This window comes from Streptomyces sp. NPDC111744 (assembly GCF_055634995.1).
In genome coordinates this window covers 294,439-315,736 of sequence record NZ_JBVKCG010000006.1, presented here as the reverse complement: position 1 = coordinate 315,736, position 21,298 = coordinate 294,439, and the positions used below count along the sequence as shown (strand labels likewise).

The window sequence follows — 21,298 nt, the reverse complement described above, 5'->3', positions numbered from 1 at the left end:
GGCGCCGCCACCGTGATCGGTCACGGGGCGGCGCCGGTGTGTCCTTGTGCCCTGGGAACCGCCACCGGGCGGTGAGCGTTCTACAGGGCAGCGACGAGTGGGGCAGAGCACGGTGCGGTGGAGCCGTGTGTCGCTACGATCGGCCACCATCGGCGGGCGCCCGCCCGACCCTCAGGCCAGGGAGCGAAACGTGCTGATCACCCACGACACCCGGTGTTCCCTCGACGCCGTGGTGGATCTGGTGAACACGGCGCCGGAGGACGACACGGCGCCGGACGGACTGCCCGATGTCGCGGCGCTCCAGGTTTTCGTGCGAAACCACGACATCAGCGATGTGGGCGTGCTCTCTGAGTTCGACCTGTCGGCGGTGCGCAAGGTCCGCGGACGGTTCGCGGGGATCTTCGCCGCCCCTGACGCCCGGGCCGCCGCAGGGATGATCAACGAACTGGTCGCGGCCGCGGGCACCACGCCCCGGCTCACGGACCACGACGGCTACAACTGGCATGTGCACTACTTCGCGCCCGGCGCCTCGGTGGCCGACCACCTCGCCGCCGACTGCGGGATGGCGCTCGCGTTCTTCGTCGTCGCCGGAGAGCAGGAGCGGCTGCGGCGCTGCGAGGCCCCGGACTGCCGACGGGCCTTCGTGGACCTCTCCCGCAATCGTTCGCGCCGCTACTGCGACAGCCGGACCTGCGGAAACCGGCTGCATGTCGCCGCCTACCGGGCACGCCGCAAGGAAGCGGCGGGCTGATCGCCGGCTCTGCACCCGAAGGGCGAAGGGCTACCGACGGCCGCCGGACGTCACAGAGCCGGCGACCCGGTCCGTCGTCGGGGTGGGTCGATGCCGACGCCTGTCCCGGCGGGTGGCGCCGGGACGGGCGGGTACGGCTCACAGCCACAGCAGGTCGTGCAGCGCAGCCATGAGGAGCAGACACCCGATCACCGCAAGGAAGATCATCAGCGGTGGCTGGGAAAGGGCGAAGAGGCACCCGCGCGGCTCGTCCTTCGGCGGCACGGCCTCGCTCTGTTTCGTGTCCAGCATCTCGCGGCGATGATGACCCAGCGGGCACCCGCCGCGCGATCAACACGCCCGGAATGGGCGGTAGTTCGCCGAATTCCGTAATGTCGGGTCCGCTTCCGGTCGCCCCGTGAACGCTTCCGCGCGCGCCGTAGACGCACTGTGTCGTTTCAATGCCTCATGTGACTGTCATACGGATGCGGTGCATCCGCCCGCGACCGGCCTGAACAGCGTCGTCCCCACGCGACGGGCGCCGTCTCCCGCATGGGAGGCCCCGCCGCCGCGGGAGGGTCATATTCCGTGCTTCTTGAGGATGGCCTCGATGTCGCTGAAGTCCTCACCCGCGTCGGAGCCGCGGGGCGCAGCCGCGGGCCTGGCCGCCGGGCGGGTGGCCGGTCCCAGCGACGGTGCCGAGGCGGCGGGGGCGACGGCGTCCCGCTGCGCGCCCCGGGCGGCCGCCTTGCGCTCGGCCCGGGTGCCACCGCGTCGGCGCTCCACGGCCCGCGTGGTGGCGAACAGGGCCCAGGCCGCGCCGAGCACACCGAAGCCCGCCCAGGCGGTGGGACTGAACGCCGTGTCGGCGATCCAGCCGACCACTCCTGTCATGACCAGGCCGACGGGCACGAGCGAGTAGGCGGCGATACGGGCCGCCGACAGGTACCGCTTGCGGTAGGCGCTGACCACGGCGATGCCCAGGCCGGCCGCGGACACGGCGGAACACACTGTCTCGGCGATCATCCGGTCCTCCTGGCGGGCTCGGGCGGGCGGAGCGAGGGACGCGCGCTGCGTCGCGCCCCTTCCATCGTGCACCGCCCGGCCCGCGCGATCCATGCCCAGGCCCGACAATCAGGGGCATCTCGGGGTCCTCTCCGGGTCGTCTCCACCCCAGGTACGGGCTGTGATCACAGCCGGCCACCGCCCGCCGCCCCCTGTCACGATTGGGCCGCGGGAGCCCGGCCTGGAAGACTGGTCGCCATGAACGACTCCCCCGCGCGCACCGACGCCCCGGTACTCGACGTCTGGTGTGAACTCCAGTGTCCCGACTGCCGCAGCGCCCTGGACGACCTCCGCGCCCTGCGTGCCCGGTACGGCGACCGGCTGGAGCTGCGGCTGCGGCACTTCCCGCTGGAGAAGCACAAGCACGCCTTCGCCGCCGCGCAGGCTGCCGAGGAGGCTCTGGAGCAGGGCAAGGGCTGGGAGTACGTCGAGGCGGTCCTCGGCCGGATCGAGGAGCTGGACCGCAAGGGCGAGCCCTTCCTGGTCGAGGTTGCCCGTGAACTGGGCCTGGACGCCGAGGAGTTCGATACCGCGCTGGTCGACGGCCGGCACATCCTGATCGTCGACGCCGACCAGGCCGAGGGACAGGCCATCGGCGTGACCGGCACCCCGACCTACGTCATCGGTGGTGAACGCCTCGACGGCGGCAAGAGCCAGGAGGGCCTGCGCGAGCGGGTGGCGGAGATCGCGGACCGGTTGCTGGCCGGGCAGGGGTGACCGGGTCTCGGATCAGGTCCTTGTGGAGCCGGGCCTCAGATCAGGTCCTTGTAGAGGGAGTACGACGTGGTGACGTACCCCAGTGACGCGTAGAGCCGCTCGGCCGGTGTGTTGCCGACGAACACGTTGAGGCCCAGGGCCTGCTTTCCGGCGGCGATCGACTGGGCTTCGGCGAGCAGCATGAGGGTGCGGCCGTGACCCCGGCCCCGGAGGCCCTCGTCGACCATGACGTCGTAGACGAAGGGCGGCTCGCGGGCGAGTACGAGCCAGAGGGTGCCGACCCTGGCCCCCTCGTGCTCCAGGACGCTGATCCGCGTGTCCGGGGTCGACAGGCCCTGCGGCAGCCCGACGGCGTAGTCGCGCTCGGACTTGGCCAGGGCCTCCGCCGCCGGGACGCCCCGGTCGATCCAGTCCTGAGCGTAGTCCACCGTGCCCGCCGCCAGCCACGGGCCGTACTCGGCGTCCGTCATGGCTCTCGCCCGGCTGCCCGCCGGCAGTTCGGGCGGGGTCGCGCCGAGCGGTTTCACCATACGGCGGTTGCGGTGCACATACCCGAGCGTCGTGGCCAGCCGGAGTGCCCCTTCCGCGTCGGCGGGCACCTCGATGCCGAGTCGCGCGCAGCCCCAGCCGCGGGCCACCTCCTCGGCCGCGAGGGCGGCCACCGTGCCCCGTCCGCGTCCCCGGTCCGCTTCCTCGACGTACAGATCGTGGAGCACGGCGACGGAGGGCCCCCAGGAGGGATGGGTGGAGAGGCGTACCGAGCCCACTGGCCGGCTGTTCACGCACACCTGGTAGCGGCGGGACAGCGCCTTGTCGGCGCCGCGCTGGAGCGGCTCGGTCGGCCGCAGAGTCGTGGTCATCAGAGGTGTTCTACCCGCTGCGGACGCCCACGTCAGCCCAATAAACGAGGCTCCTACGGATCCAGGTCCTCGCCCGACCGCTCGTCGAAGATCCGCATCGCCTTGGCGGTCACCGGGCCGGGGGCGCCGGGGAGTTCGCGGTCGTCGACCCGGTGCACGGCCTGGACGTCGCGCAGGGTGGAGGTGAGGAAGATCTCGTCGGCCCGCTCCAGGACGTCGAGGGGCAGGTCGGTCTCCCTGGCGCCGGTCCATTCGACGGTCAGGGCGCGGGTGATGCCGGCCAGACAGCCGGAGGTGACCGGCGGGGTGTGGATCTCGCCGTCGAGGACGACGAAGACATTGGAGCCGGTGCCCTCACAGAGCTGCCCGACGGTGTTGGCGAACAGGGCCTCGGAGGCGCCGTGTTGGTGGGCGCGGGCCAGTGCCACGACGTTCTCGGCGTACGAGGTGGTCTTCAGGCCGGTGAGCGCACCGCGCTCGTTGCGCGTCCAGGGGACCGTGATGACGGCGGTGGAGTCGGCGCGGCGGTCGGTCTCCCCTACGGCGACCACGAGGGTGGGTCCCCGGTCACCGCGGTCGGAGCCGAGCGGGCCGTGGCCGCCGGTGTAGGTGATGCGCAGCCGGCCCAGCGGCATCGGGTTGGCCGCCAGCACCGCCTCGCACGCCCGGCGCACCTCGTCGTGGTCGGGATCGGGCAGACCGAGGCCTCGGGCCGAGCGGGTCAGCCGGTCGAGGTGCCGGGTGAGTGCGAAGGGCCTGCCGTCGGTCGCCTTCACCGTCTCGAAGATGCCGTCCCCCACGGTCAGCCCGTGGTCGAACACGGAGACACGCGCGGACTCGACGTCCTGCAGTGCGCCGTCCAGCCAGATCTTCACCCGAGATCCCCTTCGTTCATGTCGTACGTACCCGACGCTACCGCGAGCAGCCGGGCGGCCTTCAGCTCGGTCTCCCGCCATTCACCCTCCGGGTCGGACCCCCAGGTGATCCCGGCCCCGGTGCCGAACCGCAGTGCGCCCGCATCCCGGTCGATCCAGAAGGTACGGATACCTACGGCCAGCTCTCCGACGCCCCGGTCCGCGTCCACCCAGCCGATGCCGCCGCAGTACGGGCCGCGCGGCGCGGTCTCCAGGTCCTCGATGATCCGCAGGGCGCTCGACTTCGGCGCGCCGGTGACCGAGCCGGGCGGGAAGGCGGCCGCGAACAGCTCCGCCCAGCCGGCGCCCACGCGCAGCTCACCCCGGACCGTCGACACCAGGTGGACGAGCCCGGGATGTTTCTCGACGGCACACAGGTCGGGGACGGTCACCGTGCCGGTGGCGCAGACCCGCCCGATGTCGTTGCGGACCAGGTCCACGATCATCACGTTCTCGGCGTAGTCCTTCTCCAGGAGGTCCGCCTCGGTGCGGCCGGTGCCCTTGATCGGCCCGCTCTCGACGGTCCGCCCCGTCCGGCGCAGGAACAGCTCGGGCGAGGCGGTGGCTGTCTCCACGCCGTGCTGGGGCAGCCGAATCGTTCCGGCATACGGCGCCGGGTTGCCGCGGGCCAGCAGCGCGGTCAGGGCGTCCACGTCGGCGTCCGGGGCGACCGGCGCCGACAGCACGCGGCAGAGGTTGGCCTGGTACACCTCGCCGGCCGCGATCTGCGTACGGATCCGCTCCACAGCCGTCGTGTATGCCACGCGGTCGAGCGACGACGTCCAGTCACCGGTGGCGGGCCCCCGCCACCGCCCCGGCACCGGGGCGGGCACCGGTTCCTCCCGTACGTCGCCGAAGCGGGCACAGGTCAGCCTGCCCTCGAAGTCGGCGCAGACGGCCCAGAAACCGGTGGAGTCGAGGACCGCGGGATCGCTGGTGACATCGAGGAGACCGGTGGCGAGACGGGTGCCGAAGCGGGCGAGAGGAGCGTGAGGGAGCACGTCGTCGAGTCTATGGTGGGTGTCGTGGGGGTGACCCGGGCATGTCGTCGAGGCGGCTCTGACCACGTCGCCCGCGAGGTCCGGCGCAGCACGCTGCGTAAACGCGTTTTTGTGCTGGCCCGGGAATCCGCTAGAGTTCAACACGTCGCCGGGCCGCGAGAGCGGACCGAAACGACAGGCGGACGTAGCTCAGTTGGTAGAGCGCAACCTTGCCAAGGTTGAGGTCGCGAGTTCGAGCCTCGTCGTCCGCTCGAAGGAACTAGGGGTCTTCCCGATCCCCTACACTCCTGGTGGAGTGGCCGAGAGGCGAGGCAACGGCCTGCAAAGCCGTCTACACGGGTTCAAATCCCGTCTCCACCTCCAAGGACGATTAGCTCAGCGGGAGAGCGCTTCCCTGACACGGAAGAGGTCACTGGTTCAATCCCAGTATCGTCCACTGGATCTTCGTCGCCTTCGTCGCTCTAGTCGAAGGACCGAGGATCTGACCTCGCGCGATTAGCTCAGCGGGAGAGCGCTTCCCTGACACGGAAGAGGTCACTGGTTCAATCCCAGTATCGCGCACGCAATGCCCGTGATCTTCGGATCACGGTCCCGAGGACGATTAGCTCAGCGGGAGAGCGCTTCCCTGACACGGAAGAGGTCACTGGTTCAATCCCAGTATCGTCCACACAGCACAGAAGCCCCCGGCCGTCTCGTACGGTCGGGGGCTTCTGCGTGGACTCAGCTGGAGAAGAGCATGTGGGCCCAGCTCTTGTGGCCGTGGTGCCCGCCATGGCCGTAGTGGCCGTGGCCGCCGCCGTGGTGACCGCCGTGCTGCGGGGCGCCCCAGGCCGGCGCGGGCGGCGCCGGGTACGCCTGCGGGGCCGGCGGAACCGGCCCGGCCCACTGGGCCTCCAGCTGCGTCAGCGCCTCAAGCTCGCCGTAGTCGAGGAAGATGCCCCGGCAGCCGCTGCACTGCTCGATCTGGACGCCATTGCGGTTGTAGGTGTGCATCGGCGCATGACACTTCGGACACTGCATGGTCGGCTCAACTCCTCGCCGGTCAAAACTGCTTCACGTTCTCCCAGGACAGACTCCGTCCGGCCCTGGCCGGTTGCACCTTACTTCGGAAAATCGGGGGTCAACCGGGCGGGGACCGAGGCCGTTCAGGAGCATCACGGGTCATTCCGGGGCCATACGGGCACAAGCGTCGATCAAGGACTGCTCGACCTCGTCCAGGGGACGGTCCGCCGCGAGCGCCTTCGCGAGATAGCGCGCGGCGGTCTGGACGGTGAGGGCGCGGGCCGGGACGTCCAGGGCGGCCCAGGGGTCGCCGTCCTCCGGTACGGCCGGGCCGCCGGCCGCACGGTAGGCGGACAGAAAACGGGTCCAGTCGTCGGGCGGGAGGAGGCCGCAGGCGTACCAGGAGGCGGGGCGGGCGAGGTCCCAGGCCGGGACGCCGACACCGAGGTCGTCGACGTCGATGAGCCGCCACGATCCGCCCGGCGCCGGGTGCCGGACCAACTGGCCGAGGTGCAGATCGCCATGGCAGAGGGTGCGGGTGCCGGGCATCGGGGCCTCGCCGCGGGCCCAGGCAGGCAGGGCGGACCAGGCGCGGAGAACGGGCGGGGCGGCCGGGTGCGTCGCCGAGGTGGCCAGCGCGGCGCGGAAGCGGGCCATCGCGTGGGCGGCCTTGGCGGGGCCGCGCATCGGTGGTGTGGCGGGGGCGGCCGGGGTGCGGTGGAGGCGGGCGAGGAGGGTGGCGGCGGCTTCCCAGGGGGCGGCGTCCGGGGCGTCGGGGTCCACCGGACGGCCGTACGGCCAGAGGGTGACCGGGCGGGTGCCGAGCACGGTCGACGGAATGGGCGTGAGCGGCGGGAGGAACACGTCGGGAAGGTGTGCGGCGGTGGCCAGGCGGAGGGCGAGGGCGGTGGGGTCGGTGCCGGGGGCGTGGGCCTTCGCGACGGTTCCCGCGTGGCGGAGGACCGTGGTGTCCGGGCGGTGGGCGAGGGTGGTGGTGGCGCCGCAGTGGCAGGGGGCCGCGTCGGGGTGGGCGGCGGCTCTGACCTTGGCGGTCAGCTGGGGTATCACGTCTGCGGTCACGGGTCCCCCGGGCTGGTACGACTTGCTGCGGTGAGCGTACGTGGGTGTGGCGGTGCGGCGTTCACAGTTGGGGCCGGCAACTTCCCCCCACCCCCGGCGCGCCGCGACGGCTGCGGTGTGCCCTGCCCGTTGCCGACCCGCACCACCGCCCCCCGGGGTGGGGGTTGGGGTACCGGGGTTTCGCTTGCCCGCGCCGGCGGGGTGCCGCTGCGCCCACCCGGGCCGCCTGGGGGCACCTCCCAGGCCCTTAAGGCACTGGGGGAGGCACGACTGCCCGCAGCTATGTAAAAGCAATGCCGGCGCAGCTCCCCAGCTGCGCCGGCATTTTGCCGTCCGCCGCACCCCCGTCCCCACGGGGTTTCATGGGTGGATGTCCCCGCCCGGACCGCTCTTCCGGGCCTGGGGTCGCCGCTCAGCGCCCCAGCATCACTCCCACGGACGACGCCTGTGTGGCCACTGTCTCCCAGCCGTCGAAGACGAGGAGGAGCAGGGCCGCCAGGGGAAGGGCCATCAGCGTCGCCACCAGGGGGTGGCGGCGGCCCTGTCGGCGGGGGCGGGTGGTGTGTGTCCGCTGTGCCGTAAGAGCCATGGTCCCTCTCCTGACCGTTCAGTTGTCTTGGCAGCGGCGGGTGTCTGACCTCGGGGGACGAGTGCTGCACCCGCCGCTTGACCTCAAATCTAGGCGCGGGACACCTCGGGGACGTCATGCCCTCGTACCGAATCGCGGGCCTCCGAGAGGATGAGCCGTGACCTGCGCTCTACTCCCCTGGGTGGAGACAGGTCCTACACCTCGTCCTACGCCTCGGGGTCTTCCCGGAGGGGGTGCCCGGTCCTTCCCGGTTTTTCCGAGCTGTCCTCGCGGGGTACCGGCTGCTCCACGAGGGCCAGGACCCGGGTCGCCATGAAACGGGCCGTACGGACGACACTGCCGTTTCGCGTGACTTCGCTCACTTCCACCACCCCTCGTCGTACCGCCGTCTCCACCCGGCGGCCCGCCCGGCTGGCCACCACCTCGTACGTACGGGTCGTGTCGCCGGCGTCGACGACTATCTCCACTCGGTCACCCTTCACAGCCTCAATCCCCCTTCTGTGACGGCTGGTTGGAGCAGACAAGTAGTCAAAGGCGTTGATACCGGCGCCTTCCTGACCACTCCTCAAGTCTCGCACCCGGCACTGACAATCCGTCGGGCCGAGAGGGCGCGGCCTCTGCGCGCGGGCGGCCGTGGAAACGTAAGCTGTGCCACGTCAGACGGACCGGGCAGCGGGGATGAACATGGCGATGATGCGCCTGAGGCGCGAGGACCCGCGCGTCGTCGGCTCGTTCAGGCTTCACCGAAGGCTCGGCGCCGGCGGGATGGGCGTGGTCTATCTCGGCTCCGACAAGAAGGGGCAGCGGGTCGCGCTGAAGGTGATCCGGCCCGATCTGGCGGAGGACCAGGAGTTCCGGTCCCGTTTCGCCCGTGAGGTCTCGGCGGCCCGGCGGATCAGGGGCGGTTGCACGGCACGGCTGGTCGCCGCGGACCTGGAGGCCGAGCGGCCGTGGTTCGCCACCCAGTACGTGCCCGGTCCCTCGCTGCACGACAAGGTCGCCGACGACGGCCCGCTGGGCGCGGCGGACGCGGCGGCGGTCGGCGCGGCGCTGTCCGAGGGACTGGTCGCCGTGCACGAGGCCGGCGTCGTCCACCGGGATCTCAAGCCGTCCAACATCCTGCTGTCCCCGAAGGGACCGCGGATCATCGACTTCGGCATCGCCTGGGCGACCGGCGCCTCCACGCTCACCCACGTCGGTACGGCGGTGGGCTCCCCCGGGTTCCTCGCGCCCGAGCAGGTGCGCGGGGCGGCGGTCACCCCGGCCACGGACGTGTTCTCGCTCGGCGCGACCCTGGCGTACGCGTCCACCGGTGACTCGCCCTTCGGACACGGCAGTTCCGAGGTGATGCTCTACCGGGTCGTCCACGAGGAGCCGCAGCTGTACGGGGTGCCGGACGCGCTGGCGCCGCTGGTGCGGGCCTGTCTCGCGAAGGACCCGGAGGACCGGCCGAGCACGCTGCAGCTGTCGCTCCGGCTGAAGGAGATCGCCGCACGTGAGGCGCAGGGGCTGCCCGACGTACGGCCGCCGGCGCCGCGTGCCGCGGAGGCGGACCGGCCCACCGGGCGGCTCACCGAGACCTACCCGGAGCCGCAGCGCACCCAGCGGCGGCCGCAGTCCTCGGCGGGCACGCCGGTGCGGGGCAACGCGCCCTCGCGCGGCGGCAGCGGTCCACGGGCGAACGGCGGTATGCCGTCCCGGCCGGGCGGCACGCGTCCCACGCCTGCTCCGCGCGGCAACGGCACCCGGCCCGGGCACCCGAACGCCGGCGGGAACCGGCCCGCGTCGCGCGGTGGTACGGGGCGTCCGGCGCCGCGCCCCACGGGCACCGGACGGCGCCCGGCCAATCCCCGGCTGCTGCGCCAGCGGCTGTTCGTGTTCGTCGTGGTGACCCTGCTGGTGGCGCTGGGGATCGCACTGGCTCAGGGCTGTTCCGGTCCGGCGAACGGGATGGGCGTGCCGCGTGGCGTCGTACCAGCGCAGTGGGTGACTCTCAGGGAGTAGGGGTCCGGAGCGGACAGGGGCCTACGCCTCCGGGCGGCCGGTGGTCACCGCGTAGAAGGCGACCGCGGCCGCCGCGCCGACGTTGAGGGAGTCGACGCCGTGGGACATCGGGATGCGGACCCATTCGTCGGCGGCGACCAGCGCCTGGGTGGAGAGGCCGTCGCCCTCCGCGCCGAGCATCAGGGCGACCCTGTCCATCCGGTGCGGGGCGGCCTCGTCGAGACTGCGGGCCTTTTCGTCCGGAGTGAGGGCGAGCAGCGTGAACCCGGCCTCGCGGACCGAGTCGAGTCCTTTGGGCCAGGTGTCGAGACGGGCGTACGGCACGGAGAAGACCGCGCCCATCGAGACCTTCACGCTGCGGCGGTAGAGGGGGTCGGCGCAGTCGGGGGACAACAGCACCGCGTCCATGCCGAGGGCCGCCGCCGAGCGGAAGATCGCACCGATGTTGGTGTGGTCGTTGACCGACTCCATGACGACGACCCGGCGGGTGGTGCGCAGCAGCTCGGTCGCCGTCGGCAGCGGCTTGCGCTGCATGGAGGCGAGCGCGCCGCGGTGCACGTGGTACCCGGTGACCCTCTCGGCGAGCTCGGGGCTGACCGCGTAGACGGGGGCCGGGAGTTCGTCGATGACATCGCGCATGACGTCGACCCACTTGGCGGACAGCAGCATCGAACGCATCTCGTAGCCCGCGTCCTTCGCCCTGCGGATGACCTTCTCGCCCTCGGCGATGAACAGGCCCTCGGCCGGTTCGCGCTTGCGGCGCAACTCGACGTCGGTCAGGCCCGTGTAGTCGCGCAGGCGCGGGTCGTCGGGATCCTCAACGGTGATGAGATCGGCCACAGGGTGATACTGCCTTGTCCTGGGTGTGGTGCCAACGGGCTGGAACGGGTTGTGTTACCCGGGGTTACGCCGGTTCCGCTCCGGCGGACGGGTGCGGGCCGACGTTCACGACCTCGCCGATGACGATGACCGCCGGGGGCTTCACCTCCTCGGCGCGCACGACCTCCGCGACCGTGGCGAGGGTCGCGTCGACCCTGCGCTGGGCGGCGGTCGTGCCCTCCTGGACCAGGGCGACCGGGGTGTCCGGGGACTTGCCGTGGGCGACCAGGGCCTGGGCGATCTGCCCGATCTTGTCGACGCCCATCAGGATCACCAGGGTCCCGGTGAGCTTCGCGAGGGACGGCCAGTCGGCGAGCGACCGCTCGTCGTCCGGCGCGACATGGCCGCTGACCACGGTGAACTCATGCGCGACGCCCCGGTGCGTGACCGGGATACCGGCCGCGCTCGGCACGGAGATCGAGCTGGAGATGCCGGGCACGACCGTGCAGGGGATGCCGGCCTCGGCGAGCGCCTGGACCTCCTCCATGCCCCGGCCGAAGACATAGGGGTCCCCGCCCTTCAGCCGTACGACCGACTTGCCCTGCTTGGCGTGTTCGATCAGGGCGTTGTTGATGGCCTCCTGGGCCATGTAACGGCCGTACGGGATCTTCGCCGCGTCGATCACCTCGACGTGCGGGGGGAGTTCGGCGAGCAGGTCGCGGGGACCGAGGCGGTCGGCGATCACGACGTCGGCCTCGGCGAGGAGGCGGCGGCCGCGCACCGTGATCAGGTCGGGGTCGCCGGGGCCGCCGCCGACCAGGGCGACGCCCGCGGTGCGGGTGCGGTGGTGCGGGGCGACGAGGGTGCCGTCGCGCAGACCCTCGACGACCGCGTCCCGGATGGCGGCGGTGTGGCGGGGGTCGCGGCCCCGCGCGTCGGTGGTGAGCACGGCGACCGTGACGCCCTCGCTGTGGCCGGTGGCCGGGGTCCAGGCGGTGGCCTGATCGGCATCGTCGGAACGGACGCACCAGACGCGGTGGCGCTCGGCCTCGGCGGAGGCGGCGGTGTTGGCGTCGGCGTCACTGGTGGCGATGAGGGCGTACCAGGCCTCGGTGAGATCGCCGTCCTGGTACGGGCGTCGGAGCCAGGTGATCTCGCCCGCGTCCGCCATGGCCTCGACCGAGGGGGTCGCCTCGGGGGATACCAGGGTGATGTCGGCGCCTGCCGCGACAAGGGCGGGGAGACGGCGCTGAGCCACCTGCCCGGCGCCGAGGACGACCACCTTGCGGCCGGTGAGGCGGAGGCCTACGGGGTAGGCGGGGTGTTCGGCCATGAGGGTGCGGCTCCCTGGTGTGGCGGCGGTGTTCGGTGCCCTGACGTGGGCATTTTAAGCGGCACCGGGTTTTGACGGGTCAGGTGTCCGATGGCTGAGCGTTGCGGGGCGGGCGCACGGCTTTGGGTGGTTGTGCTCACCCGTTCCGTCCCGGCGGAACGGGTGAGCACAACCACCTGGTCGGCCAAGAGGAGACCCGGAACTGCCCTGCCTATTTCTCGGTCACGCCCGCCGAGTCGAACGTGGCCACCTCATGCATCGCCCTCGCCGTGCTCTGCACCAGCGGAAGCGCAAGCAACGCGCCCGTACCCTCGCCCAGGCGCAGGTCCAGGTCGACCAGGGGGCGCAGGCCCAGTTTGTTGAGGGCGGCGACATGGCCGGGCTCCGCGCTGCGGTGGCCCGCGATGCAGGCGGCCAGGACCTCGGGGGCGATCGCGCGGGCCACGAGCGCTGCCGCGCCTGCGCTGACGCCGTCCAGGATCACCGGGGTGCGAAGGGAGGCGCCACCGAGCAACAGGCCGACCAACGCCGCGTGTTCGAAGCCGCCGACCGCGGCCAGGACGCCGATGGGGTCGGCCGGGTCCGGCTGGTGGATGTCCAGGGCGCGGCGGACGACCTCGGTCTTGCGGGCGAGGGTCTCGTCGTTGATGCCGGTGCCTCGGCCGGTGACCTCGGCGGGGTCGGCTCCGGTGTAGACGGAGATGAGCGCGGCGGACGCCGTGGTGTTGGCGATGCCCATCTCACCGGTGAGCAGGGCCTTGTTGCCGGCCGCCACCAGGTCGCGAGCGGTCTCGATGCCCACCTCGATGGCCTGTTTGGCCTCCTCGCGGGTCATCGCCGGGCCGGTCGTCATGTCGGACGTGCCCGCGCGGACCTTGCGGGGCAGCAGACCTGGCGTCGCCGGGAGCTCGGAGGCGACACCGACGTCCACCACGCACACCTCGGCGCCCACCTGGGACGCGAACGCGTTGCAGACCGCTCCCCCGCCGAGGAAGTTGGCCACCATCTGCGCGGTGACCTCCTGCGGCCACGGGGTGACGCCCTGCGCGTGCACACCATGGTCTCCTGCGAAGATCGCGACCGCCGCGGGCTCCGGGATCGGCGGCGGGCACTGCCGGGACAGGCCGGACAGCTGGGCGGAGATGATCTCCAGCATGCCGAGCGCGCCGGCCGGCTTGGTCATCCGCTTCTGCCGCTCCCAGGCCTCGCCGAGCGCCTTGGCGTCCAGCGGGCGGATCCCGGCGACGGTCTCGGCGAGCAGGTCGTGGGGGTCCTCGCCGGGCAGGGCGCGGCGGCCGTACGTCTCCTCGTGCACCACCCAGGACAGCGGGCGCCGCTTGGACCAGCCGGCCTGCATCAGCTCGGGCTCGTCCGGGAACTCGTCGACATAGCCGACGCACAGGTAGGCGATGACCTCGAGGTGCTCGGGCAGCCCCAGCGCGCGGACCATCTCGCGCTCGTCGAAGAAGCTGACCCAGCCGACGCCGAGGCCTTCGGCGCGTGCGGCGAGCCAGAGGTTCTCGACGGCGAGGGCCGCGGAGTACGGCGCCATCTGCGGCTGGGTGTGCCGGCCGAGGGTGTGGCGGCCGCCGCGGGTCGGGTCGGCGGTGACGACGATGTTGACCGGGGTGTCGAGGATGGCCTCGATCTTCAGTTCCTTGAACTGCTTCGCGCGGCCCTTGGGGAGGGACTTGGCGTAGGCGTCGCGCTGGCGCATGGCCAGTTCGTGCATGCTGCGCCGGGTTTCGGTGGACCGGATGACGACGAAGTCCCAGGGCTGGGAGTGGCCGACGGAGGGCGCGGTGTGGGCGGCCTCCAGGACGCGCAGCAGCACCTCGTGCGGGATCGGGTCGCCGCGGAAGCCGTTGCGGATGTCACGGCGTTCACGCATGACCTTGAGGACGGCCTCGCGCTCGGCGTCGTCGTAGGCGGGCGCGGCCGGGCCGGTGGACTGACGTGCTTCTGCCACGGGGGCCGTGCTCTCTTCCTGGTCGGCGGCCCTGGTCTCCAGGTCCTCCGCTTGCTGTACGACATCGGGGTCCGCCACCGGACCGGGACCGGGCTCGGCCTCACGGGGCGCGGGGACGGTGGCGGCCTGCTCCGGTACGGTCTCGCCCTGGTCCTGGGCGGGGAGGACCAACGGGTGCGGCGGGGTCGGGGCGAGGTGCGGGGTGGTCGGCACCTGGCCGTCGACGGCGACGAACTCGCCGAGGGTCTGGTCAGCCGTGGTTTTTGTCGGAACGGCCGCGGCCGGGGGCTCCTCGGGCTGGGCCGCGGCGGCGCCCTGGGTCTGAGGGCCGGCGAGGGGCTGGGCAGGCGGCGGCTCAGGGAACTCGGGGGCAGCGGTCTCGGCCGGCGGTACGACAGCCGCCGCGGGGAACTCGGCCCGAGCCTCCGGCGCTACGGCGTCCGGGGCGGGCTGCTCGGCTTCCGGGGCGGCGGGGGCGAAGGGCTCCGGCTGCTGCGGGGCCTCGGCGACGGCCGCTGGGGCTGCCGGGGCGGGTGCCTCGGCGACGGCCTGCTCGGCCTGCACCGGCACGGCCGGCGCGGTGGCCACCGGCTGACCGGCCTCGGCCAGGGCGGCTTCCGGGGCGGGAACGGGCTCGGGCACCGGAACGGGTTCGGGCGCGACGGTCTCTGTGACCTGCTCGGGTACGACCGGCTCCACCGTCTGCGGCTCCGGCACGACGGGCGGCACGGGATGCACCGGCTCGGCCCCCACGGCCTGGGCGGCCGGCTCCGGAACCACTGCCTCCACCACCGGCACGGCCTCAGGCTCGGCGACCGGGCCGGGAGCCACTCCGGCATCGGGCGCCGGCACCGCGTCCTGCCCCGCCGGAACCTCCGGAACCGGCGCGACCTGCGGAATCTCCGGAACCCGCGGCATCTCCGGAGCCTCCGCGACCACCGGCGCAGCCTCCGGCACGGCACCCGTCACAGGCCCCTGAGCACCTTCCGGAGCCTGCGCAACCTGCGGTGCCGTCGGTTCGGCCACAGGTCCCGGAACGCCCCCGCCGACCGGCTGGGCCGCGCCCTCCGGACCGTACTCGGTGTCGGGCCGCATCTCGACTCCCACCGGTGCCTGCTGCTCCGCCGCGACGCCCGCGACGCCGGACGGCTCGGCAGCCGGGAAGTGCTGAGCCACCACGGACTCCTGGGCGAAAGCCACGGGGGCCGGAGGAGACTCGGGAGTGACCGTCTCCGGTGCCGGAACAACCGTTTCGGCAGCTGGGGCCTGTGCGCTCACCTGTGCCACCGGCGCGGCCTGCGGGACGGCGGCCTGCGGGACCGCCGTCTGCGGCGCGCCCCAGGGCGCGGCCGACTGAGGCGCGGCCTCGTGCAGCGGCTGGGCGTCGAGGTACTCGGGACCGGCCGTCGGCAGGCCCGGCTGCCGGACCGGCGTGCCGGCCGGGCCACGGTCGGCGAGGGAGCGGACCGGACTGGCGGAGGCGTCGGGAATCGGCGGACCGAGGTGCAGCGGGCGGCGCGGGGCCGGGGCGGCCCCGGGATCGTGGGGCACGGAGAGGATAGGGGACGCCGGTACCGAGTTGGGCAGCCGGACGGCGCTGAGGTCGACCGACCCGCTGTCCCGGCCGTCCGTCTCGTGCGGGCCGGGCTCGTGGACGGTCTCGACGACCGGCTCCGGGGCCGGCGGCGGCACTTCGTTGCCCCAGGCACCCTGGGCGCCCGGCAGCAAGAGGTCTTCGTCCTCGGCGGGCGACTCGGAGAGGTAGGTGTACGCGCCGTGCGCGGGAACGCCCGGCTGTTCCACCATGCCTGCGCTCTCCGGCAGTCCCTCGCCCGGGACCTGGCCGGTGTCGGTCATGCGTACCCCTCGCCCATCGGTTAGTGCCTTCTACGACCAGCTCACCCGGGACGGCGCACCGACCGCCCCGCAGTGAAGAACGAGCGTGCGTGCCCAGCGGCACGAACGACCCGCCGGAAAAGGCGACAAAGCCATTCAGTGGCATTGTCCCGGCCGTTCGACCGTCGCGACAGCGTGATCCGCGACAGCCCGCTGTGGACTGCGCCACGTTGCGCGTCCCAGGTTCTGCCGTACCACACCCGCCCCAAAAGAGGCGCGTTTTCCGGATATTGACGAGCGAATTTCCGGGCCACCGGTGCGGTGCAGCGATCGGCCAGCCTACCGCGCGCAGTATGACAACAGGATCACGGGGCGCGTTCGGGAAGAACGCCGCTGAGCAGGAACGCGACGTGCCGCTCGGTCTCCGTCCAGGCCCTGGTGTCGAGTTCGACGGACTGCAGGAGTGCGCACTCGACCTGATATCCGTGCTCGGTCAGGTCCCGTCCGATGAGTTCGGCCGCGTCGCGGGTGGCGGCATGGGTGACGATGCGCTGCGGGCGGCGGTCGGCGACCGCGGTGACCACGGCCGCTCCCCCGCCGCCGACCCGGACGACATCGGGTTCGGGCAGGTTCTCCAGTACGTGAGGCGCACCGCCGTGCACGATCTGGAGCTGGACCCCGAACCTGCGGGCTGCCGTCTCGCTGCGGACGCAGGCCGCGAGGTCCCGGTCGACGGCGATGACGGCGGCTCCGGCGCGCGCGGCCTCGGTGGCGAACGCGCCGCTGCCGCACCCGATGTCCCAGACCAGGTCACCCGTCCGGGGGCCCAGCCGGGCGAGTTGGGCGGCCCTCAGCAGATCCGTTTCCCCTTCGCCGAGCGCGGCTCCCTCGCCGTACTCCGCATCCGGCTGCACCCAGCCGCGCGGGCCGGCCGACGGGTCCCGGCCCGCGATCCAGCCACTGCCCTCGCCGGCCGCCAACGGTGCGGAAGGACCGCCGATGACGATGACGACGTTGGGGTCGCGCCAGGTGTGGTCGGCGGCCTTGTCGGAGGTGACCACGCTGACCTGCTCGCGGTCGGTGCCGAGTTCCTCGCAGATGACGAAGGTGCGGTGGACGCCCTCCATCAGCAGGCTGAGTTCGGTGGGGCCGGCGCCGGGTGAGGTGAGGACGGCGACCTTGGTGTGGGCGCGGCACACATTCACCGCGCGTCGCAGGGTGCGCCGGTGTGCGACGACCACCTGGGCGTCGTCCCAGGGCATGCCGGCGCGGGCGAAGGCGGCGGCCACCGAGGAGACGGCGGGGACGACCTCGACCTCCAGGCCGAACTCGGGCGCGCGCAGGGTCCGTACGACGCCGAAGAAGCCGGGGTCGCCGTCGGCGAGCACCACCGCGGTGCCGCGGTGGCCGGCGATGCGGCGGGCGGCGAGGGCGACGCTGCCGAGGCGGATGCGCTCGGCGGTCTGTGGCACCTCGGGGAGGGCGAGATGGTGGGCCGCGCCCGCGACGAGCGTGGCGGCGCCGAGCGCGCCGCGTCCCGCGGCGGTCAGGGGCGAGCCGTCCCAGCCGATCACCGTGACCCGGTCGGCCATCGTCGTCAGTCTCCAGGGTTTTTGCAGGTCGTCATGGTCCGGGGCCCGTGGGCGGGCTCCGTGAGAGTATCTGGTGGAGCCGTCCGGCGCGCGGCGGGGCGAGTCCCGTCGGCGTCAGTTCCAGGAGCTGAAGCCACCGCTCTCGGCGAGTTCCTCGCCCGCGCCTTCCAGGTCCTCCGGGAGCAGGCTCCACACGATGAAGTCGGTGCGCACGTCCGCCCAGGTGCCGTCCTCGGTGCGGACGTGGACTATGCAGGCGTTGCGCAGCACACCCTCGCTGATCGAGCCGATCTTCTGGGCCACCTGCTGGGAGGCGGTGTTGTCGGCGGCGGTACGGATCTCGATGCGTTCGAGCTTCTGGTCGCCCAAGAGCCAGTGGGCGGTGGCGAGCGCGGCCTCGGAGGCGTAGCCCTCGCCGCGGGCCCAGGGGGCGATGATGTACGACAACTCGGTCGATCGGATGTGCCAGTTGGTCTTGGTGAGCTGGATGACGCCGACCAGGCGCTGGGTGAGGAACTCGGTGACCGCGAGGTCGAGGCCCCGCCCCTCGGTGCGCTCGGCGGAGGCGTACTCGGTGATCCAGTGCCGGGCCGCGTCCTCGGTAAAGGGCTGGGGCACGTCGGTCCAGGCCGCGACCTGCTCGTCGTTCATCATCTCGGTCAGGGCGGGCACGTCGTCCTCGTCGAGGGGACGCAGCACCAACCGCTCCGTGCTGATGGAGATGTTGGGGAAGGTGCTAGTCATGCGCCACTCCGTAACCTTCGGAAATCCTTAGGGCGTGCGAACTGCCCAGCATGCAGCATGAAACCACTGAACCGCACGACGGGGTCCACCCGCGGTGAGCGAGTGGACCCCGTGCGTGGCGATACGCCGTATACGTGCAGTCGGACAGCCGTACAGCTGCCGTCGGAAGGACGATCAGAAGGACGGGATGACCGAGCCCTGGTACTTGTCCTCGATGAACTTCTTGACCTCGGGCGACGTCAGGAGCTTGGCGAGCTTCTTCACCCGCGGGTCCTTCTCGTTGCCCTTCTTCACCGCGAGGAAGTTGCCGTACGGGCTGTTCTTCGCGGACTCCAGGACGAGGGCGTCCTTGGCGGGCTTGATACCGGCCGAGATGGCGTAGTTGCCGTTGATCACCGCGGCGTCCACGTCGTCCAGGGAGCGCGCGGTCTGGGCCGCCTCGACCTCCTTGAACTGGAGGTTCTTCGGGTTCTTGGCGATGTCCTGCGGGGTCGCCTCGCTGCCGGCGCCGTCCTTGAGGGTGATGAGCCCGTTGGCAGCGAGCAGCTTGAGGGCACGCGCCTCGTTCACCGCGTCGTTCGGGACGGCGACGGTCGCACCGCTCTTCAGCGCGTCGGCGCTCTTGACCTTGTGGGAGTAGAGGCCGAGCGGCTCCAGGTGGACCGTGACGACGGGCACGATGTGGGTGCCGCGCTTCTTGTTGAAGTCGTCGAGGTACGGCTGGTTCTGGAAGTAATTGGCGTCCACCGAGCCGTCCTCGGTCGCCGTGTTCGGCACGATGTAGTCCTGGAACTCCTTGACCTCCAGGTCGAGTCCGGCCTTCTTCGCCAGGTGGTCCTTGACGTAGTTCAGGATCTCGGCGTGCGGGGTCGGGCTCGCGGCGACGACCAGCGGTCCGCTGTAGTCGGAGGAGCCGGAGGCGGAGTCCTTGCCCGAGCCGCAGGCGGTGAGCCCGAAGGTGAGGGCTCCGGCGGCGAGGACGGCGGTGGTGAGCTTGGCGGTGTTACGCACGAAAAGTGCCTTTCCTTAAGGGTGGAGCGACCCCGCGGTGGGTGGTGCGGGGAAATCTGTGGGGGGTGCGGGCGGCTCAGACGGTCTTGCTGGTGGCCGTCGAGGCCTTCAGCAGCCGCAGCTTCGGCGCCGGGCCGGACTGTCCGCCGCGCCGGTGCAGCGAGCGGGCCGTGTGGTCGCCGGCGAACTGGATGAGCGAGATGACGACGGCGAGGATCCCCACGGTGATCCACATCAGCTCGGTCTCGAAGCGCTGGTAGCCGTACCGGATGGCGATGTCGCCGAGCCCGCCGGCGCCCACCGTGCCGGCCATGGCCGAGTAGCCGATGAGCGCGACGATCGTGGTCGTGGTGGAGGAGATCAGCGAGGGCAGCGACTCCGGTACGAGGACCTTCCGTACGACGGTCCAGGTGTTGCCGCCCATCGACTGCACGGCCTCCACGAGGCCGCCGTCCACTTCGCGGACAGCCGTCTCGACCAGACGCGCGAAGAACGGGATGGCACCGATGGCGAGCGGCACGATGGCGGCCTCGCGGCCGATGGTCGTCCCGGTGATCGAGCGTGTGAAGTTCATCAGCGCGACCATGAGGATGATGAACGGCATCGAGCGGGCGACGTTCACTATCTGCCCGATGACCTTGTTGGCCAGCACGTTCTGGAGCAGTCCGCCGCGGTCGGTGAGGACGAGCAGGACGCCGAGCGGGAGTCCGCCGACGACGGCGATCAGCGTGGACCAGCCCACCATGTAGAGGGTGTCCCAACACGCCTGGGACAGCAGCGGCTGCATCTCGGACCAGCTCACTTGGCACCTTCCTTCACCAGCGCGGGCTCCTGGCCCACCACGTCGATCTGCAGGCCCTGTTCGCGCAGGAAGCCGATGGGCACCACGTTGTCCTCGTAGCGGCCGGGCAGTTCGATGCGCATCCGGCCGATCTGAAGGCCGCCGACGGTGTCGATGGCGGCGCCGAGGATCGATATGTCGATGTTGTAGGTGCGGGAGAGCTGGGAGATGACCGGCTGGGTGGCGGCCTCGCCGTGGAAGGTGACGTCGAGGACCGTGCGGTCGTCGCCGGAGGCCTCGCCGCCCACCGGGAAGAGTGCGGCGGCCAGTTCGGACCCGGGGGTGCCGAGCAGCTCACTGACGGTCCCGGACTCGACGATGCGTCCCTTCTCCATGAGGGCGGCCGAGTCGCAGATCGACTTCACCACGTCCATCTCGTGCGTGATGAGCAGGACGGTCAGGCCCAGCTGCCGGTTCAGGTCGCGCAGCAACTGGAGGATGGAGCGGGTGGTCTCCGGGTCGAGGGCGCTGGTGGCCTCGTCGGAGAGCAGCACCTTGGGGTCGCCGGCGAGTGCGCGGGCGATACCGACACGCTGCTTCTGACCGCCGGAGAGCTGGGCCGGGTAGGCCTTCGCCTTGTCGCCGAGACCGACGAGGTCCAGCAGCTCCAGCGCCTTGCGGGAACGTTCATTCCCCGACGTGCCGAGGATTTCGAGCGGCAGCTCGACATTGTCCTGGACGGTCCGGGAGGAGAGCAGGTTGAAGTGCTGGAAGACCATGCCGATACGGCTGCGTGCCTGCCGCAGCTCCTTGCCGGCCCGGGGGCCGCGTCCGGCGAGGGCGGTGAGGTCCTGGCCGCCGACCGTCACGGTGCCGGCGGTGGGACGCTCCAGGAGGTTGACGCAGCGGATGAGCGAGGACTTGCCGGCGCCGGACTGGCCGATGACGCCGTACACCTCGCCCTCGCGGACATGCAGATCGACGCCGTCGAGGGCGGTGATCTCGCGGCCGCGGGAGCGGTAGACCTTGGTCAGGCCCGTTGTGGTGATCACTGGGATTCCATCACTGTTGAGTACGCGGGCGTGGGTGTGCCCTGGTACGGGAGGGAAAACGTGCGCGGGGCAGCCGGGTCACATACGGCTCAGGGCGTACGGACAGGCCACGGCGGCGGCTCGCTTCGGGGCGCGAGGCTCTGGGGTGGTGCGGGGGCCCTCTAGAAGGCGCACATTCGACACATACAACGAGCACCGG

At 71.8% G+C, this 21,298-nt stretch carries 20 protein-coding genes and 5 tRNA genes; 8 read left to right on the top strand and 17 right to left on the bottom strand.

The genetic code is table 11. The features are described from left to right. The first annotated feature begins 190 nt into the window (after nucleotides 1-190). Nucleotides 191-751 (top strand): CGNR zinc finger domain-containing protein, encoded by a 561-nt coding sequence (locus ACZ7OO_RS16555; RefSeq protein ID WP_352219916.1) that lies wholly within the window; start codon nucleotides 191-193, stop codon nucleotides 749-751. A gap of 138 nt (nucleotides 752-889) precedes the next feature. Here the strand turns inward: ACZ7OO_RS16555 and ACZ7OO_RS16550 are convergent, their stop codons facing one another. Next, nucleotides 890-1,042, bottom strand: a complete 153-nt coding sequence (locus ACZ7OO_RS16550) for a hypothetical protein (RefSeq protein ID WP_352219917.1) — start codon at nucleotides 1,040-1,042, stop codon at nucleotides 890-892. A gap of 267 nt (nucleotides 1,043-1,309) precedes the next feature. Beyond that, a complete protein-coding gene (locus tag ACZ7OO_RS16545) occupies nucleotides 1,310-1,756 on the bottom strand; it encodes a hypothetical protein (RefSeq protein WP_471505332.1) in 447 nt (148 codons plus the stop codon). Between the two features lie 237 nt (nucleotides 1,757-1,993). On the opposite strand from ACZ7OO_RS16545, the gene ACZ7OO_RS16540 reads away from it, so the two are divergent. After that, entirely contained in the window at nucleotides 1,994-2,512 is a 519-nt protein-coding gene (locus tag ACZ7OO_RS16540; protein WP_352219919.1) for a DsbA family protein, read from the top strand. A 35-nt stretch (nucleotides 2,513-2,547) separates the two neighbouring features. Here ACZ7OO_RS16540 and ACZ7OO_RS16535 read toward each other — a convergent pair whose 3' ends face one another. From ACZ7OO_RS16535 to ACZ7OO_RS16525, 3 genes are read right to left on the bottom strand one after another with little or no spacing between them, the layout of a single operon-like run. Beyond that, the gene (locus ACZ7OO_RS16535; protein ID WP_471505330.1) at nucleotides 2,548-3,372 is read right to left on the bottom strand and encodes a GNAT family N-acetyltransferase; all 825 of its coding nucleotides are present in this window, start codon (nucleotides 3,370-3,372) and stop codon (nucleotides 2,548-2,550) included. Nucleotides 3,373-3,425: 53 nt separating this feature from the next. Further along, a complete protein-coding gene (locus ACZ7OO_RS16530) occupies nucleotides 3,426-4,247 on the bottom strand; it encodes an aminotransferase class IV (RefSeq protein ID WP_471505328.1) in 822 nt (273 codons plus the stop codon). Continuing rightward, nucleotides 4,244-5,287 (bottom strand): chorismate-binding protein, encoded by a 1,044-nt coding sequence (locus ACZ7OO_RS16525; RefSeq protein WP_471505327.1) that lies wholly within the window; start codon nucleotides 5,285-5,287, stop codon nucleotides 4,244-4,246. Before ACZ7OO_RS16525 ends, ACZ7OO_RS16530 begins: the two co-directional genes overlap by 4 nt. Nucleotides 5,288-5,465: 178 nt before the next feature. On the opposite strand from ACZ7OO_RS16525, the gene ACZ7OO_RS16520 reads away from it, so the two are divergent. From ACZ7OO_RS16520 to ACZ7OO_RS16500, 5 genes are all read left to right on the top strand, one after another. Further along, nucleotides 5,466-5,538, top strand: a tRNA-Gly gene (locus tag ACZ7OO_RS16520). Between the two features lie 38 nt (nucleotides 5,539-5,576). Further along, nucleotides 5,577-5,650, top strand: a tRNA-Cys gene (locus ACZ7OO_RS16515). Between the two features lies 1 nt (nucleotide 5,651). Beyond that, nucleotides 5,652-5,723 (top strand) — tRNA-Val (locus ACZ7OO_RS16510). Between the two features lie 53 nt (nucleotides 5,724-5,776). Next, nucleotides 5,777-5,848: transfer RNA gene (locus ACZ7OO_RS16505), tRNA-Val, on the top strand. 34 nt (nucleotides 5,849-5,882) lie between these two features. Next, nucleotides 5,883-5,954 (top strand) — tRNA-Val (locus ACZ7OO_RS16500). Between the two features lie 53 nt (nucleotides 5,955-6,007). On the opposite strand, the gene ACZ7OO_RS16495 is transcribed toward ACZ7OO_RS16500, so the two are convergent. The 4 genes from ACZ7OO_RS16495 to ACZ7OO_RS16480 form a co-directional block, all read right to left on the bottom strand. After that, nucleotides 6,008-6,307, bottom strand: coding sequence for a TFIIB-type zinc ribbon-containing protein (locus ACZ7OO_RS16495; protein WP_471505325.1), 300 nt, complete (start codon nucleotides 6,305-6,307; stop codon nucleotides 6,008-6,010). 141 nt (nucleotides 6,308-6,448) lie between these two features. Next, nucleotides 6,449-7,369, bottom strand: coding sequence for a phosphotransferase family protein (locus ACZ7OO_RS16490; protein ID WP_471505323.1), 921 nt, complete (start codon nucleotides 7,367-7,369; stop codon nucleotides 6,449-6,451). A 412-nt stretch (nucleotides 7,370-7,781) separates the two neighbouring features. After that, nucleotides 7,782-7,958, bottom strand: a complete 177-nt coding sequence (locus tag ACZ7OO_RS16485) for a hypothetical protein (RefSeq protein ID WP_046726640.1) — start codon at nucleotides 7,956-7,958, stop codon at nucleotides 7,782-7,784. Nucleotides 7,959-8,164: 206 nt separating this feature from the next. Continuing rightward, entirely contained in the window at nucleotides 8,165-8,440 is a 276-nt protein-coding gene (locus ACZ7OO_RS16480) for a hypothetical protein (RefSeq protein ID WP_450758992.1), read from the bottom strand. A 196-nt stretch (nucleotides 8,441-8,636) separates the two neighbouring features. Between ACZ7OO_RS16480 and ACZ7OO_RS16475 the strand changes: the two genes are divergently transcribed. After that, nucleotides 8,637-9,962, top strand: coding sequence for a serine/threonine-protein kinase (locus ACZ7OO_RS16475; protein WP_471505561.1), 1,326 nt, complete (start codon nucleotides 8,637-8,639; stop codon nucleotides 9,960-9,962). Nucleotides 9,963-9,983: 21 nt separating this feature from the next. On the opposite strand, the gene ACZ7OO_RS16470 is transcribed toward ACZ7OO_RS16475, so the two are convergent. The 8 genes from ACZ7OO_RS16470 to ACZ7OO_RS16435 form a co-directional block, all read right to left on the bottom strand. Further along, nucleotides 9,984-10,802: a TrmH family RNA methyltransferase gene (locus tag ACZ7OO_RS16470; protein WP_351735755.1), complete on the bottom strand. Its 819-nt coding sequence runs from the start codon at nucleotides 10,800-10,802 to the stop codon at nucleotides 9,984-9,986. Nucleotides 10,803-10,866: 64 nt separating this feature from the next. Next, complete coding sequence (gene cobA / locus ACZ7OO_RS16465) at nucleotides 10,867-12,114, bottom strand: uroporphyrinogen-III C-methyltransferase (protein ID WP_471505321.1); 1,248 nt, start codon at nucleotides 12,112-12,114, stop codon at nucleotides 10,867-10,869. A 211-nt stretch (nucleotides 12,115-12,325) separates the two neighbouring features. Next, entirely contained in the window at nucleotides 12,326-15,940 is a 3,615-nt protein-coding gene (cobT, locus tag ACZ7OO_RS16460; protein WP_471505319.1) for a nicotinate-nucleotide--dimethylbenzimidazole phosphoribosyltransferase, read from the bottom strand. Nucleotides 15,941-16,284: 344 nt separating this feature from the next. Beyond that, nucleotides 16,285-17,511, bottom strand: a complete 1,227-nt coding sequence (cbiE, locus tag ACZ7OO_RS16455; protein WP_471505317.1) for a precorrin-6y C5,15-methyltransferase (decarboxylating) subunit CbiE — start codon at nucleotides 17,509-17,511, stop codon at nucleotides 16,285-16,287. A gap of 114 nt (nucleotides 17,512-17,625) precedes the next feature. Continuing rightward, the gene (locus ACZ7OO_RS16450; RefSeq protein WP_471505315.1) at nucleotides 17,626-18,255 is read right to left on the bottom strand and encodes a GNAT family N-acetyltransferase; all 630 of its coding nucleotides are present in this window, start codon (nucleotides 18,253-18,255) and stop codon (nucleotides 17,626-17,628) included. Between the two features lie 174 nt (nucleotides 18,256-18,429). Then, entirely contained in the window at nucleotides 18,430-19,266 is an 837-nt protein-coding gene (locus tag ACZ7OO_RS16445) for a MetQ/NlpA family ABC transporter substrate-binding protein (protein ID WP_471505313.1), read from the bottom strand. A gap of 76 nt (nucleotides 19,267-19,342) precedes the next feature. After that, a complete protein-coding gene (locus ACZ7OO_RS16440; protein ID WP_471505311.1) occupies nucleotides 19,343-20,068 on the bottom strand; it encodes a methionine ABC transporter permease in 726 nt (241 codons plus the stop codon). Beyond that, nucleotides 20,065-21,099: a methionine ABC transporter ATP-binding protein gene (locus ACZ7OO_RS16435; RefSeq protein WP_471505309.1), complete on the bottom strand. Its 1,035-nt coding sequence runs from the start codon at nucleotides 21,097-21,099 to the stop codon at nucleotides 20,065-20,067. Before ACZ7OO_RS16435 ends, ACZ7OO_RS16440 begins: the two co-directional genes overlap by 4 nt. Nucleotides 21,100-21,298 lie beyond the last annotated feature (199 nt).

Coding starts and splice junctions, on each gene's coding strand:
- ACZ7OO_RS16550 (WP_352219917.1), bottom strand. CDS start 1,042: ATGCTGGACACGAAACAGAGCGAGGCCGTGCCGCCGAAGGACGAGCCG.
- ACZ7OO_RS16545 (WP_471505332.1), bottom strand. CDS start 1,756: ATGATCGCCGAGACAGTGTGTTCCGCCGTGTCCGCGGCCGGCCTGGGC.
- ACZ7OO_RS16540 (WP_352219919.1), top strand. CDS start 1,994: ATGAACGACTCCCCCGCGCGCACCGACGCCCCGGTACTCGACGTCTGG.
- ACZ7OO_RS16535 (WP_471505330.1), bottom strand. CDS start 3,372: ATGACCACGACTCTGCGGCCGACCGAGCCGCTCCAGCGCGGCGCCGAC.
- ACZ7OO_RS16495 (WP_471505325.1), bottom strand. CDS start 6,307: ATGCAGTGTCCGAAGTGTCATGCGCCGATGCACACCTACAACCGCAAT.
- ACZ7OO_RS16485 (WP_046726640.1), bottom strand. CDS start 7,958: ATGGCTCTTACGGCACAGCGGACACACACCACCCGCCCCCGCCGACAG.
- ACZ7OO_RS16475 (WP_471505561.1), top strand. CDS start 8,637: ATGAACATGGCGATGATGCGCCTGAGGCGCGAGGACCCGCGCGTCGTC.
- cobA (WP_471505321.1), bottom strand. CDS start 12,114: ATGGCCGAACACCCCGCCTACCCCGTAGGCCTCCGCCTCACCGGCCGC.
- cobT (WP_471505319.1), bottom strand. CDS start 15,940: ATGACCGACACCGGCCAGGTCCCGGGCGAGGGACTGCCGGAGAGCGCA.
- cbiE (WP_471505317.1), bottom strand. CDS start 17,511: ATGGCCGACCGGGTCACGGTGATCGGCTGGGACGGCTCGCCCCTGACC.
- ACZ7OO_RS16450 (WP_471505315.1), bottom strand. CDS start 18,255: ATGACTAGCACCTTCCCCAACATCTCCATCAGCACGGAGCGGTTGGTG.